The following is a 14638-nucleotide window of genomic DNA, read 5'->3' as shown; positions in this document are numbered from 1 at the left end:
CCCGGCCGGTCCAGGAGGTCCTGCCGAAGATCGTCTCCGACTTCCTCCCCTCCATCCCGTTCAAGAAATCGATGCGCTGGGCGGACCTCGACGTCCGTTTCGCGAGGCCCGTGCACTGGATCGTCTCCCTGTACGGGAGCGAGGTATTGCCGTTCCAGTTCGGAAACGTGGTTTCCGGGCGCACCACATACGGCCACCGGTTCCTCTCTCCGGGTCCGATCGAGCTTCCCTCGACGGCGGAGTACTCCGCAGCGCTCGCCGCCGCGAAGGTCCTGGTCGACCTCGAGGACCGGAAGACCCGGATCCGCACGGGGCTGCGGGACCTCGAGGCGCGGACGGGAACGAAATGGGTCGAGGACGAGCCGCTCGTCGAGACCGTGGCGAACCTGGTGGAGTTCCCGGTCGTCCTCTCCGGCCGGTTCGAGGAGAAGTACCTGGCCCTGCCGCGGGAGGTCCTCGTCACCTCGATGCGGAACAACCAGAAATATTTCGTCTTCGAGGACGCATCGGGGGGACTCTCCCCGGCGTTCGGCTTCGTGTCGAACATGGTCGTCCCGGACAGCGGCGTGGTCGTGGCGGGGAACGAGCGGGTGCTCCGCGCCCGCCTGTCCGACGCGGAGTTCTACTACTGGGACGACCTGAAGAAGCCGCTGTTCGACCGGACGGAGGCGCTGAAAAAAGTGCTCTTCCAGGCGGACATGGGGACGTACTGGGAGAAGATCGAGCGAATGGCCGACATCGCCGAATACGTCGCCTCCTTCGGCTTCCCGGGGAAGGCGAAGGCGTGCCGCCGCGCGGCGTTCCTCAGCAAGGCCGACCTCACTACCGGCGTGATCAAGGAGTTCCCGGAGCTCCAGGGCGTCATGGGACGGCATTACGCGGAAAAAACCGGGGAGACGGCCGAGGTCGCGCAATCGGTCCTCGACCATTACCTCCCCAAGGGACAGTCGGACGACCTGCCGGGAACCGAAGTCGGGGCCGCCGTCGCGATCGCCGACAAGATCGACATGGTGTGCGGCTGCTTCGGAGTGGGGCTCATCCCCACGGGCACCGCGGATCCGTACGGCCTGCGCCGCCACACCCTCGGGATCCTATCCATCCTCGAGGCCAGGAACCTCCGGATCCCCGTGGAGGGGCTGGTGGATCGGTCGCTCGCGACGCTCGCCGCGAAACTCAAGGCACCCCCCGCGGAGGTGAAGAGGAAAGTCGTGGATTTCATCGGCGGGAGGTACCTGAACCTGCACGTGTCCCAGGGCATCCCCTCGGACCTCGTCGAGGCGGTGCTCGCCGCGGGCCTGAGCGACGTGGTGGATCTCCGGGCGAAGCTCGCCGCGCTGGTCGCGTTCCGCGCGGACGCCGCGTTCGAGCCCCTCGCGGAGGTGTTCAAGCGGGCGATCAACATCTCGAAGGCGTACGAGGGTTCCCTCGACATATCGGCGAAGCTGTTCGAGACCGACGAGGAGCGCGCCCTCCACGCCGCCTCCACGGGCGTGTCCGGGCGGGTTGCGGCGGCGGCGAGGGACGGCCGGTACGACCAGGCGTTCCGGGAGATGGCGGCGCTGCAGCCGCTGGTCGCCGCGTTTTTCGAAAAGGTTCTCGTGAGGGCGAAGGACGAGAAGGTGAAGAACAACCGGCTCGCGCTCTTGAAGGGGCTGTCCGCGGCGTTCTCGTCGGTGGCGGACTTCTCCAGGGTGGCGTCTTCGGGGCAGCCGAAACAAGGGTAACCGGAGGGGAGACGAATGGCATCCAAGAGGGTCTACTTTTTCGGGGGCGGGAAGGCCGAAGGGCACGGCACGATGAAGGACGTGCTCGGCGGGAAGGGCGCTGGCCTCGCCGAGATGACCAACCTGGGGGTCCCGGTTCCGCCGGGGTTCACGGTCAGCACCGAGGTGTGCAACCTGTATTACAAGAACCGCGGAAAGCTCCCCGCCGACGTGAAGAAGGAGATCGCGAACCACCTGAGCAGGCTCGAGCGCGCGATCGGCAAGAAGCTCGGCGACCCGAAGAACCCTCTCCTGGTCTCCGTCCGCTCCGGCGCGAAGTTCTCCATGCCCGGGATGATGGACACGATCCTGAACCTGGGATTGAACGACAAGACGGTGGAGGGGCTCGCGAAGAAGTCCGGGAACGCCCGCTTCGCCTACGATTCCTACCGCAGGTTCCTGATGATGTTTTCGGACGTCGTCCTCGGCCTGTCGAAGGAGCATTTCGAGCACATCTTCGACGCGCGGAAGCAGGAGCGCGGCGTCGCCTACGATGTCGACCTGACCGCCGACGATCTCAAGGACCTCTGCAGGAAGTACCGGGCGCTGGTGAAGGAGCGGCTCGGGAAGGAGTTCCCCCAGGACCCGCTGGTCCAGCTCGAGCTGGCGCGCGACGCCGTCTTCAAGTCGTGGAACAACGACCGCGCGAAATATTACCGGAAGGCCCACGGGATCCCCGACGACATCGGGACCGCGGTCAACGTCCAGGCGATGGTCTTCGGCAACATGGGCGGCGATTCCGCCACCGGCGTCGGCTTCACCCGGAATCCGGCCACCGGCGCCAGGGAATTCTACGGCGAGTACCTCATCAACGCGCAGGGCGAGGATGTCGTCGCCGGGATCCGCACCCCGCACCACATCCGCGACATGAAGAAGGAGCTGCCGAGGGTCTTCGACCAGCTGATGCGGATCACCGGGAAGCTCGAGAAGCATTACAAGGACGTCCAGGACTTCGAGTTCACCGTCGAGAACAACCGCCTCTTCATGCTCCAGACCCGCAACGGCAAGCGCACGGCCGCCGCCGCCGTCCGGATCGCCGTCGACATGGTGAAGGAGAAGCTCATCACGAAGGAGGAGGCGCTGATGCGCCTCGAGCCGCAGCAGATCGACCAGCTCCTCCACCCCGTGATCGATCCCAAGGCGAAGGTGGAGGTGATCGCGAAGGGGCTTCCGGCGTCGCCCGGAGCGGCCACCGGCGCGGTCGTGTTCCACGCCGACAAGGCGGTCGAGTGGGCGACCGAGGGGAAGGAGATCATCCTGGTCCGCAAGGAGACGAGCCCCGACGACATCCACGGCATGGACGTCTCCCGCGGGATCCTCACGGCGAAGGGGGGGATGACCTCCCACGCGGCGGTCGTCGCGCGCCAGATGGGGAAGACGTGCGTCGCCGGGTGCGAGGCGATCGACGTCGACGAGGCCACGAACCGGTTCATGGTCGGCGGCCGCGTCGTGCGGGAAGGGGACTTCATCTCCCTGAACGGAAGCACGGGCGAGGTGATCCTGGGGAGGGTCCCCCTGATCGCCCCCAAGATGACCGGATCGTTCGGGACGTTCATGTCCTGGGGCGACGCCGTGCGCCGGCTGAAGGTGCGGGCGAACGCCGACACGCCGCGGGACGCGCGGGTCGCGCGCGACTTCGGCGCGGAGGGGATCGGGCTGTGCCGGACCGAGCACATGTTCTTCGCGGAGGACCGCATCCCCATCATGCAGGAGATGATCCTCGCCCGCACGAAGGAGGACCGCGAGGCAGCCCTGGCCAAGCTCCTGCCGATGCAGCGCGAAGACTTCAAGGGCCTCTACAAGGAGATGAAGGGGTACCCGGTGACGATCCGCCTCCTGGATCCGCCGCTCCACGAGTTCCTCCCGAAGCGCGAGGAGCTGATGGTGGAGGTGACCAAGCTCGAGCTCATCCACGCGGACCGCTCGATCGTCGAGGAGAAGAAGCGGCTCCTGGAGCGGGTCGAGGAGCTCCACGAGTTCAACCCGATGCTGGGCTTGCGCGGCTGCCGGCTGGGGATCTACTACCCGGAGATCACCCGGATGCAGGCCCGCGCCATCTTCGAGGCGGCGTGCGAGGTGACGCGCGAGGGGATCCGGGTCCAGCCCGAGGTCATGATCCCGCTGGTCAGCATGGTCAAGGAGATGAAGGCGCAGAAGGACATCGTCGTCGCGGCCGCCGAGGCGACGATGAAGCGGTACAAGCGGAAGTTCCCGTACACCGTGGGGACGATGATCGAGCTTCCGCGCGCGGCCGTGACGGCGGACGAGATCGCGCGGGAGGCGGAATTCTTCTCCTTCGGCACGAACGACCTGACCCAGACGACGTTCGGATTCTCCCGCGACGACTCCGGGAAGTTCATCCAGAACTACATGAACCGGTCCGAGCTGTGCCCGCAGTGCGGCGCCAAGCTCGAGAAGGACCTCTCCTGCGCATCCTGCAAGGTGACCTACCCGAAGCGCGCGGACAACATCCTCGAGGCGGACGTCTTCGCGACGCTCGACCAGGGGGGTGTCGGACAGCTCGTCCGGATGGGAGTGCAGAAGGGGAGGGCGACCCGGCCGAACCTCAAGGTGGGCATCTGCGGGGAGCACGGGGGAGACCCGAAGTCGGTGGAATTCTGCCACCGGACCGGCCTCGACTACGTGTCCTGCTCGCCGTACCGGGTGCCCATCGCCCGGCTCGCCGCCGCGCAGGCGGTTCTCCGGGAGCGGGCGGAGGCGAAGGCGAAAAGGAAGTAGCTGCAAACAGTAGCGATTCCCGCTGGCGGCCCTCTTATCGGGGGCCGCCTTTTTTGCTTTACAATCCCCTGAAAACACCATATATTGCGCTTGGCGGCACCTCGCCCCACACTATGTAGAGGTTTGCCCATTCCGGCCCCTCGGGGCGGCAGGTACGGATGAAGCTGAAAAAGCTCGAACTCATCGGGTTCAAGTCGTTTTACGACAAGACGACGTTTGATTTCTCCGACGGGATCACCGCGATCGTCGGCCCGAACGGATGCGGGAAATCGAACATCGTCGACGCCATCCGCTGGGTCCTCGGCGAGCACGCTCCCTCGCATCTCCGCAGCAAGGCGCTGGAGGACGTCATCTTCGCGGGCTCCGACGCCGCGGGACCGCTCGGAATGGCGGAGGTCACCCTGACCTTCGTGAACGACGACGGGATCGCGCCCCCCGGATACGAATCGTTCTCCGAGATCTCGGTCGCCCGACGGACCTTCCGGGACGGCGAGAGCGAATTTTCCATCAACCGGATCCCCTGCAGGTTGAAGGACATCGCCGAGCTGTTCCTCGACACCGGCGCGGGGGCCCGCGGGTACGCGATCGTCCGCCAGGGGAAGGTCGGCGAGATCGTCAACGCCCGGCCCGAGGAGAAGCGCCAGATCATCGAGGAGGCCGCCGGGGTCGCCAAGTTCCGCGTCCGACGCAAGGAGGCGGAGCGGAAGATGGAGAGCACCCGCCAGAACCTGGCCCGCGTGAAGGACATCCTCGAGGAGGTCCGGCGCCAGATCGCCACCCTCGAGCGCCAGGTGCGCAAGGCGGAGCGGTACAAGGCGCTGCGGGCGGAGCTGCGGGAGCTGGACCTCCGGATCGCGACGCGCAGGCGGCGGGCGATGTCCGGAGAGTGCGACGCCGCGGGAGCGGAGCTTCTCTCGCTCGAGGACTCCCTGATCGCCTCGCGGACGGAGATCTCGCGGCTGGATGCGGAGCGGGAGCGGGCCCTGGCGGCGCGCGAGGAACGGGAAAGGGTCCTGGCCGGCATGCGCGAGGAGCACGCCGCCGGGAAACAGGAGGCGGCGCGCAGGGAGGCGGAGTGGGAAGGGCTGCGGGCCCGGGCGGAGCAGTACCGGCGGATGATCGCGGAGGCCGACGGCGAACTCGCGGTCCTCGATGCGGAGATCGCGGACCTCGACCTCCGGCTGCGCGCCTTCGCGGAAGAGTCGTCGCTGCGGAAGGACGAGCTGTCCCGGACGCGTCGACGGTGGGACGAGGAGAAGGAGGCGTTGGCCCGGGCGCGGGAAGAGCACACGCGGTGCCAGGACCAGGCGGGGCGCGCCACTTCGGACCTCATGGTCCGCGTGACGCAGCACTCGACCGCGCAATCGGGAGCGGAGGCGCTCTCCCGGCGGATCGAGGAGGTCGAGCGGACCCTCGCGCGCCTGGCGGAACGGATCGACGAGGCGGCTGCGGCGGTCGGCAAGGCGTCGTCCGACCACGCCGCCGCCGTCTCGGCCGACGAGGGGGCGCGATCGGCGTTGTCCGCCGCGGAGATCGCCTGGGAGGAGACCGGCGCGCTCCTGGCGGCCACGAACGCGCGCCTCGACGCGGCCGTCGACGCGGCGCGGCGCGCCGAGGGGGACCTCCAGTCCGCGGAGTCCCGGCGGTCGACCCTGGCCAGGATCTACGAACAGCGGGACTGGACCTCCTCCGGAGTGCGGGCCGTCCTCCACCATTTCGGAAATGGCGGAACGATGGAAGGCGGCGGGGAAGGCATCTACGGGGTGATGGGCGACCTGATCGAGACCGACGTCGTGTACGAGAAGGCGGTCGAGGCGGTCCTCGGCGAGCGGATGCAGTCGGTCGTCGTTCGGGACCACGCCGACGGTCTCTCGGCCATCCACTACCTCAAGGAGTCCCGGGAGGGGCGCGGGGCCTTCGTCCCGGTGGCCCTCCGGACCCGTGGGGAAAAGCTGGCGTACGTGGGGGAGGAGGACGTCGTCGGGCCGCTCACCGAGGTGGTCCAGGCTCCTCCGGAATGCAACGATCTCGTCCGCGGACTCCTCGGCGGCACGCTGCTCGTGCGGAACCTCGATGCCGCCATCCGGCTGTGGAACCGGAACGGCGTGTGGAACTCCTACGTGACGCTCGACGGCGACGTCGTGACCGCGGACGGGATCCTGATCGGCGGCGAACAGGGAAATTCGGCCGAAGCCGGGGTCCTCGCCCGCAAGCGGGAGATCCGGGAGCTGGAACGGGAGATCGGCGCGCTGCGCGCGGAGCGGGACCGTATGGTTGCGGAGGAGGGGACGGTCCGGCGGATGCGCGCGGAGATCGAGGAGAGGCTCTCGGGGATGTTCCACGCGCGGGAGGAAGCGGGGGCGGCGAACGCGGCCGCCGCGCGCGATCGCGCCGTCCTGTCCGAAACGCTCGCCCAGGCGCGCGCCCTGCTCGACGGTCGCACGCAGGAGGAGGCGTTCCTCCGCGGAGAGCTTTCCCGGATGCGGGACGAGCTCTCCGCCTCGATCGAAGCCGCGCGGGAAACCGGGCAGGCGCGGGGCGAGGAGGAGGAACGGTCCCGGGCCCTCCTGGCGGAGCTCGAGGCGATGCGGGTCCGCATGGAGGAGTGCCGGGAGCGTGCCCACGCCGCGGAGGTCGCCCACAGCGGGCTCGAGGAAAAGGACAGCGCCGCGACCGCGCTGCACGCGCAGCTCGCGGAGCAGCTGGCCGGGAAGCGCCGCCTGTCGGACGATCGTCGGCAGCGGAGGGCGGAACACGAGGACGCCCTTGCGTCCCTCGACGAGTCGATCCGCGCCGGCCGCGACGCGATCGAACGCGCGGCGGTCGAACTTTCGGGGATCCAGGAACGGATCGAGGAACGCGTGGCGGATCTCGCGTCGCGCACGTCGGCGTTATCGTCGATCGAGGACGAGCTGCGCGGGGCGCGGGCGACGGAGTCGGAGACGCTCGGCCGACGGTCCGCGGAACTGCTGCGTCGGCAGCGGGCCGAGATGGACATCGCGGCGCTCGACGCCCTGGTCCACCAACGGTACGAGGTCCGTCTCGCCGACCTGGCCGCCGGCGCCGGGGAGGACGAATCGGCCTGGGCGGAGGATCTCCCCGCGCTCGAGTCGCGCGCGGAGGAGTACCGGGAGCGGATGGCGTCGATGGGGGAGGTGAACCTGTCGTCCCTCGACGAGCACCGGGAACTCGCCGACCGGTACGCTTTCCTCTCCTCCCAGCAGGAGGACCTGGAAACGTCGCTCGACGACCTGGCGCGGGCCATCCAGCGGATCAACCGGACCACGCGCGAACGGTTCGCGACGGCGTTCGGGGAGATCAACGGGAAGTTCGCCGAACTCTTCCCGCGCCTGTTCCAGGGCGGGCGCGCCCAGCTTCGCCTTCTCGAGGAGGAGAACCTCCTCGAGTCCGGGGTGGAGATCTTCGTGCAGCTTCCGGGAAAGAAGGCGCTCCCGCTCCACAGCCTCTCCGGCGGAGAGAGCGCCCTGACCGCCATCAGCCTCATCTTCTCGATCTTCCTCGTCAAGCCGTCTCCCTTCTGCCTGCTCGACGAGGTCGACGCGCCGCTCGACGACGCCAACGTGGACCGGTTCAACGCGATGGTCCGGGAGATGTCCTCGAACTACCAGTTCCTGCTGATCACCCACAACAAGCGCACGATGGAACTGGCCGACGTCCTCTACGGGATCACGATGGAGAAGCCGGGGATCTCCAGGACCGTCTCCGTCAAGCTCTCCGCCTGACCGGGCGGACGGCGGATCGCGGGCCCCCTTGCGCGCACCCGAAGACCGGTCGGCCGGTTCCATTTTCTCCCGCCTGAAGGCGGGCCTCTCGAAGACGCGGGAACTCCTCTTCATGAACGTGGAAGCGGTCGCGCGGGGAATCGGCCCCGTGGACGAGAGCGTCCTGTCGGAACTGGAGGAGGCGCTCGTGCTTTCCGACGCCGGGGCCGACCTGGCGGTGGAATACGTCGATGCGCTGCGGGCGGCATGGCGGCGCGGCGAGCTGCCCGATGCGGGAGCGCTCCGGGCCCGGCTGCGGAAGATGGTCGAGGAGACGCTGGGCCCCCGGATGATTCCGCTGAAGGTGGTTCCCCCGTACCCGTTCGTCGTGCTGGTGGTCGGTGTGAACGGGGTGGGGAAGACCACGACGATCGGCAAGATGGCGCACTGGCTGCGGGCGGAGGGGCACACCGTCCTCCTGGCCGCCGCCGACACCTTCCGGGCGGCGGCGATCGACCAGCTCGCCGTCTGGGCCGACCGCGTCGGCGCCGACATCGTCCGGCACAAGGAGGGGGCCGACTCCTCGGCGGTCGCGTTCGACGCCGTCCGCGCGGCGAAGGCGAGGGGGATCCACGCGGTCCTCATCGACACCGCGGGGCGTCTCCACACCAAGTCCCACCTGATGGAGGAGATCCGCAAGGTGGGGCGGGTGCTGGGGAAGGAGATCCCCGGAGCCCCCCACGAAGTCCTGCTGGTCCTCGACGCCACCGGCGGACGCAACGCGATCGCGCAGGCGAAGACGTTCCAGGAGTTCACCGGGGTCACGGGCATCGCGCTGACGAAGCTCGACGGAACCGCGAAAGGGGGCGTCGTCCTTTCCGTCACGCGCGAAGTGGGCGCCCCGATCCGGTTCATCGGAGTCGGTGAAACGGCGGACGACCTGCGGCCGTTCGACGCGGGAAGCTTCGCCGAGGCGCTCTTCTGAAAGCCTTGTCGACGTGATCGACTTCCTCTTCCTGCAGGTGATCGGCGGGGTATTCCTGCTCCTCTACGGCATCCGCCTCACGGGGCAGGGCTTCGAACTCGCCTTCTCGACCGCGCTTTCCCGCGCGTGGTCCTCGGCCGCCGCGGGGCGCGGCCGGGCGTTCGCCGCCGGGATCGCCGGAACCGCCGCCCTGCAGAGCTCCGGGGCGCTGGTCACGCTGCTCATCTCGTTCGGGCACGTGGCGACCCTTCCGCTGTCGAAGTCCCTGACGATCGTCCTGGGCGCGGACCTCGGCTCCACGCTTACGGTCCAGCTCCTCTCGTTCCGCATCTACCGGTACGCCTTCCCGGTCCTGTCCCTGGGGGTTGCCCTGTTCCTGTGGGGGCGCAAGGGGAAGCTCCGCGCGGTCGGACAGGGGATCCTCGGATTCGGGATCGTCCTGCTGTCCCTCCGGTACCTGGCCGACGCCGCGGGGGACGTCGGAAAGATCGAGGGGCTCCGGATCCTCATGGCGGACCTTTCGGACGCGCCTTTCACCGCCTTCGTGTGGGGGCTCGTCCTCTCCGCCGTGCTGCAAAGCGGAACCGCCGTGATGATCCTCCTGATCGCCTTCGCGCAGCAGGGGATGCTCGCGCCCGCCGCCGTCCTGCCGCTGGTGCTGGGCGCGAACGTCGGGGCCACGTCGGTGGCGTTCGTCGCCGCGTCCGGACTGGCGGCGGAAGGGAGGCGGGTCGCGTGGGGGCATCTCGCGATGAAGGCCGCGGGGGCGCTGCCGTTCTTCCCGCTGGCGCCGCTGGCGCTGTCGGTGATCCCGGAGGCGTCCCGCGACGGCGGGCACCTGGTCGCAAACGCCCACACGTTCTTCAACCTCGGGCTCTCCTGCATCTTCCTTCCGCTGACCGGCCCGCTCTCCGCGTTCCTCGAGCGCGCGATCCCCGCCGCCCGCGCGACCGTTCCCCGCGGGAGGCCGGTCTTTCTCGACCGGGAGCATCTGCCGGTCGCGGGAGCGGCGCTCGGGCAGGTGGCGCGCGAGATCGTGCGGATGGCCGACATGATCCAGGAGATGCACGATGACGCGGCCGAGGCGATCGTTCGCGGGACGATGGACCGGGTCGACCGGATCGCGAAGGCCGACGACGATGTCGACGAGCTGACGCGGGAGATCAAGATCTTCCTCTCCAAGCTCGGCGAGGGAGCGCTCGACTCGTCGCAGACGCGGAGGGCGGTGGCGTACATCGCCGTCGTCACCGACCTCGAGAACATCGGGGATTTCATCGACAAGACGGTGACGGACCACCTGCGGCGCCTCTCCGGGAGGAACCTGCGGTTTTCCGATGAGGGCGTCCGCGAACTGCGGGAGTACCTGGCCGAGGTCGGCTCCCTCTATCGGGAGGCGGTCTCGGCGTTCGTCACCCGGGACCGGAAAGCCGCGGAGATCGTCCTTGCGCGGCGAAGGGAAATCGGTGCGCGGGAGCGGGAGCTGCGGCTCGCGCACATCCGGCGCCTCCAACGGGCCACCCCGGAATCCCTGGAAACCAGCGCGGCGCACCTCGACATCCTCTCCTCGTGGAAAGGGATCGCCGCGCATTGCGGGGCCATCGCGAACACCGTCCTCGAAGAGGAGGTTTGAACGGGAATTTCGCGATTGATATCGCAATGTTGTTAAGTGTATCCTCGTCTTCTGCCGACGGTTGGGGTGACCTTCGGACGCGCGTGGAACGGGGAGGAGCCTGGATGGCCGACGAATCGTTCGTCCTGATCGAAAAGAAGATCACCGACCTGGTGAAGGTCGTGACGGAGCTCAAGAAACAGAAGGAAGCCCTCGCCGCGGAACTCGCGCGCAAGGACGCGGAGGTCAAGGACCTCGCCCGGAAGCTCTCCGACCTTTCCAGGGAACGCGGTGAAGTGAAGGAGCGCGTCGAGAAGATTCTCTCCCGGCTCGACGCCATTGAGTTATAGGAATCGGGCGGTATAATGGATCGGTAGGATGGGAAACCGGTTCGATGTCAATATCGCCGGGTACGCGCTGACCGTCCGGACCGATCGGTCGGCCGAGCACATGGCGCGCCTGGCGGAGACGCTGAACGGCCGAGTCCGGGAGATCCAGAAGGCGGGCGGGACGGCGAACTACCTGAACGTCGTCATGCTCGCCGCGATGGAGCTGGCCGACGAGGTCCTGACGATGCGCGAGGAGGTCGAGGCGCTTCGGAAGGAACGGGAAGGGATGAAGGAAACGCTGGACCGGAAGGGTCGGGACCTGTTGGCGACCCTCGAGGACGCGTTGAAGTAGCGGAAACGGGAAGCGCGTACACGGCCCCTGCCGTGCGCGTGATCGGCGGGCGAGTTTGAGCCAACACGCGGAGAACGGGGTCCCGCCCTGGCGGCGGTGAGCGTGCCGAAGCATCGGGATGCCTGAAGCCGCCACATGGGAGCCCACCTGGTGAAAGCCAGGTTCAACTCCAACGTCGACACGACACAGGCAGGGGCGCTCTCCCGCACGGTTTGAGAAATTCGGGCCAGGCCCGTTCACATAGATCAGGGCGGAAAATACCGTTGTTGCGGCGACGTTTCCCGAGCGAGTCCGGTGCGGCGGAAGTTCGTATAAACAGTACCCATCGCTTACGCAGCCACGCATCGCGACGCGTGTCGTAACGCTCCCGCAGCAAAGCAAGCGCAGGCGTCCCGCGGTTTTTTCCTCCCCCGTTCCATTCTCTTGCGGAAAGGCATCCGATGCTCGTCTTCGAGCGCAAGGCTACGCTTCGGCAGGCGCGGCGCGACTCCGTCCGCGCGGGGTCGTCGTCCCGCGCGAGCGGCCGGGCCCAGGCGAACTTCCTCCGGGAATTTCCGCCTCGCCGCGGCGCGGCGGTGGCCCTCTACAACGCCGTCCGGGGGGAGGTCGGGACGGATGCGATCCGAAGCGCCTACCTCGAGGCGGGGGCGGTGCTGTACTACCCGCGGATCGGCTCCAAGGGGAAGCTGGTGTTCCTCCGGCACCGGGACGGCGACCCGTGGGAGGAGGGGCCGTACGGAATCCCGGAACCTCCGCGCGCGCCGGGTCGGCGGCCCCGGACGACCGGCTTCGATCTCATCGTCGTGCCGGGCGTCGCGTTCGATCGCGCCGGGCGGCGTCTCGGGCACGGTTTCGGGTATTACGACCGTTTCCTCGGCGGGCTCCCGGAGGGCGTCCCGCGGGTCGGGCTGGCGTACGCGAGCCAGCTGGTTCCGGAAGTTCCGGTCGACGCGTGGGACGTTCCGGTCCACGCGCTGGTCACGGAAGAAGGGGTGATCCGGGTTCGGCAAGGGACCGGGTCTCCCAAAAAATAGATGCTCCACCGGGGAGGCACAACTTGAATACGGAAATCATCGTCATCGCGGTTCTGGGGGCGCTCGTCGCCGCGCTTTCGCTGTACGTGCTTTTCCTGGTTTCGAAGAAGAAGAGCGCGGAGGACCGGGCGCGGGTAGAGGCGGGAAAGGCGGAGGAGATCCTCCTGGGCGCCCGGAAGGAGGCCGAGAACGTACTGAAGGAGGCCGCCCTCCAGGCGAAGGACCACATGCTCCAGGTCAAGCTCGATTTCGAGCGGGAGACGAGGGAGCGCAAGAACGAGCTCAGCCAGCTCGAGAAGCGGCTCCTGCAGAAGGAGGACCAGCTCGACCGGAAGAACGACCAGCTCGAGTCGCGCGGCACCGAGTTCCAGAAGAGGGAGAAGGAGCTCGCGGACCAGGCGCGTCGCCTGGACGAGGGGCGGGCGGAGGTGGAGGAGCGGCTCGGCAGGGCGAAGGTCGACCTCGAGCGGATCGCGGGGCTCTCCGCGGAGCAGGCGAAGGCCGAGATCGTCGAGAGGATCGCGAACGAGGCGAAGCTCGAGGCGGGACGGAAGATCCGGGCGATCGACGAGGAGTACAAGGAGGAGGCGACGCAGAAGGCGCGGAAGATGATCTCCGCGGCCGTCCAGCGGTACGCGGCCGACTACGTCACCGAGCACGTGGTGACCACGGTCCCGCTCCCCTCCGAGGAGATGAAGGGACGGATCATCGGCCGCGAGGGGCGGAACATCCGGGCCTTCGAGGCCGCGACCGGGATCGACGTCATCATCGACGACACCCCCGAGGCGGTCATTCTCTCGGGTTTCAACCCGGTCCGGCGCGAGGTCGCCCGGATCTCGCTCTCCCGCCTGGTGCAGGACGGCCGGATCCATCCGGCGCGGATCGAGGAGACGGTGGAGAAGGTCACGAAGGAGGTGGACGAGACCATCCGCGAGGCCGGGGAGCAGGCGCTGTTCGACCTGGGGATCCACGGCGTCCACGCGGAGCTCGTCAAGCTGATCGGGAAGCTCAAGTACCGCACCTCCTACGGGCAGAACATCTACACGCACTCCCTGGAGGTCGCCTTTCTGTGCGGCATGATCGCCTCCGAGCTGGGGTTGAACGCCAAGGTCGCCAAGCGGGCGGGGCTCCTGCACGACATCGGGAAGGCGGTCGACCACGAGGTCGAAGGGCCGCACGCGCTGATCGGCGCCGACCTGGCGCGAAAGTACGGGGAGTCCGCCCGGATCGTCCACGCGATCGGGGCGCACCACGAGGACGAGTCTCCGAGAGACATCCTGCCGATCCTGGTCCAGGCGGCGGACGCACTCTCCGGCGCCCGTCCCGGCGCACGTCGGGAGATGCTGGCCAACTACCTGAAGCGTCTCGAGGACCTCGAGGCGATTGCGAAGTCGTTCCGACGCGGCGACCATGCTCGCGCGCGACATCGCCAAGAAGGTCGAGACGGACCTGTCGTACCCCGGCCAGATCCGCGTGACCGTCATCCGGGAAACCCGGGCGGTCGAGTACGCGCGGTAAACGCGCGTGTGGGTCCTGTTTCTCGGAGACGTCGTCGGAAAGCCCGGCCGGAAGGCCGTGGGGGAGTTCCTGTCGCGCCTCCGGAACGTCCGGGACGTCGACCTGGTGATCGCCAACGGGGAGAACCTCGCCAGCGGGATGGGGATGACGGAGCCCTCGGTCCGCGAGATGTTCGACGCCGGTGTCGATGTGCTGACCGGCGGAAACCACGTCTGGGACAAAAAGGAAGGCGCGCCCCTGGTCCGGTCGGACGAGAGGATCCTCCGCCCCGCGAATTACCCGCCGGGCGTGGAAGGGCGGGGCTGGGGGCTCTTCCGGGGCCGCAGCGGGACGCCGTACGCGGTGATTTCCCTCATCGGCAGGGTCTTCATGGGCGGGTACGACTGCCCGTTCCGGTGGGCCGACGCGACGCTTCCCGAGATCCGGAAATCGGCGGCCTGCATCGTCGTCGATTTTCACGCGGAGGCGACCTCCGAAAAGCGGGCGCTCGGGCTCTACCTCGATGGAAGGGTGTCGGCGGTCGCGGGGACGCACACGCACGTCCAGACCTCCGACGCGGAACGGCTTCCGAAGGGGACCGGGTACAT

General features: G+C 68.1%; 9 protein-coding genes, 1 other RNA gene and 1 pseudogene. All 11 read left to right on the top strand.

Features of this window, described 5'->3' with window-relative positions; genetic code table 11:
* A partial coding sequence (locus HZB86_08290) for a glycine--tRNA ligase subunit beta (protein ID MBI5905534.1) occupies window positions 1-1724 on the top strand: 1724 nt, incomplete at its 5' end.
* Window positions 1725-1739: 15 nt separating this feature from the next.
* On the top strand, window positions 1740-4502 hold the full coding sequence (locus HZB86_08285) for a pyruvate, phosphate dikinase (GenBank protein ID MBI5905533.1): 2763 nt from the start codon (window positions 1740-1742) through the stop codon (window positions 4500-4502).
* A gap of 158 nt (window positions 4503-4660) precedes the next feature.
* Window positions 4661-8245, top strand: a complete 3585-nt coding sequence (smc, locus tag HZB86_08280; protein ID MBI5905532.1) for a chromosome segregation protein SMC — start codon at window positions 4661-4663, stop codon at window positions 8243-8245.
* Between the two features lie 28 nt (window positions 8246-8273).
* A complete protein-coding gene (gene ftsY / locus HZB86_08275) occupies window positions 8274-9209 on the top strand; it encodes a signal recognition particle-docking protein FtsY (GenBank protein ID MBI5905531.1) in 936 nt (311 codons plus the stop codon).
* A gap of 13 nt (window positions 9210-9222) precedes the next feature.
* Entirely contained in the window at window positions 9223-10839 is a 1617-nt protein-coding gene (locus HZB86_08270; GenBank protein MBI5905530.1) for a Na/Pi cotransporter family protein, read from the top strand.
* Window positions 10840-10943: 104 nt separating this feature from the next.
* Window positions 10944-11168 (top strand): cell division protein ZapB, encoded by a 225-nt coding sequence (zapB, locus tag HZB86_08265; GenBank protein MBI5905529.1) that lies wholly within the window; start codon window positions 10944-10946, stop codon window positions 11166-11168.
* Window positions 11169-11196: 28 nt separating this feature from the next.
* A complete protein-coding gene (locus tag HZB86_08260; GenBank protein ID MBI5905528.1) occupies window positions 11197-11499 on the top strand; it encodes a cell division protein ZapA in 303 nt (100 codons plus the stop codon).
* Between the two features lie 21 nt (window positions 11500-11520).
* Window positions 11521-11699: non-coding RNA, 6S RNA (gene ssrS, locus HZB86_08255), on the top strand.
* A gap of 240 nt (window positions 11700-11939) precedes the next feature.
* Window positions 11940-12533, top strand: a complete 594-nt coding sequence (locus HZB86_08250; protein ID MBI5905527.1) for a 5-formyltetrahydrofolate cyclo-ligase — start codon at window positions 11940-11942, stop codon at window positions 12531-12533.
* Window positions 12534-12556: 23 nt separating this feature from the next.
* Window positions 12557-14051 (top strand): annotated as a pseudogene (gene rny / locus HZB86_08245) (ribonuclease Y).
* 6 nt (window positions 14052-14057) lie between these two features.
* A partial coding sequence (locus tag HZB86_08240) for a YmdB family metallophosphoesterase (protein ID MBI5905526.1) occupies window positions 14058-14638 on the top strand: 581 nt, incomplete at its 3' end.

This window comes from Deltaproteobacteria bacterium (genome assembly GCA_016234845.1).
Taxonomy (GTDB): Bacteria; Desulfobacterota; Deferrimicrobia; order Deferrimicrobiales; family Deferrimicrobiaceae; genus JACRNP01.
This window is presented reverse-complemented; position numbering and strand designations above follow the sequence as displayed.

Bases quoted from the DNA above. Each gene is read 5' to 3' on its own strand.
- HZB86_08285 (MBI5905533.1), top strand. From the start codon at position 1,740: ATGGCATCCAAGAGGGTCTACTTTTTCGGGGGCGGGAAGGCCGAAGGG.
- HZB86_08250 (MBI5905527.1), top strand. From the start codon at position 11,940: ATGCTCGTCTTCGAGCGCAAGGCTACGCTTCGGCAGGCGCGGCGCGAC.
- zapB (MBI5905529.1), top strand. From the start codon at position 10,944: ATGGCCGACGAATCGTTCGTCCTGATCGAAAAGAAGATCACCGACCTG.
- HZB86_08260 (MBI5905528.1), top strand. From the start codon at position 11,197: ATGGGAAACCGGTTCGATGTCAATATCGCCGGGTACGCGCTGACCGTC.
- smc (MBI5905532.1), top strand. From the start codon at position 4,661: ATGAAGCTGAAAAAGCTCGAACTCATCGGGTTCAAGTCGTTTTACGAC.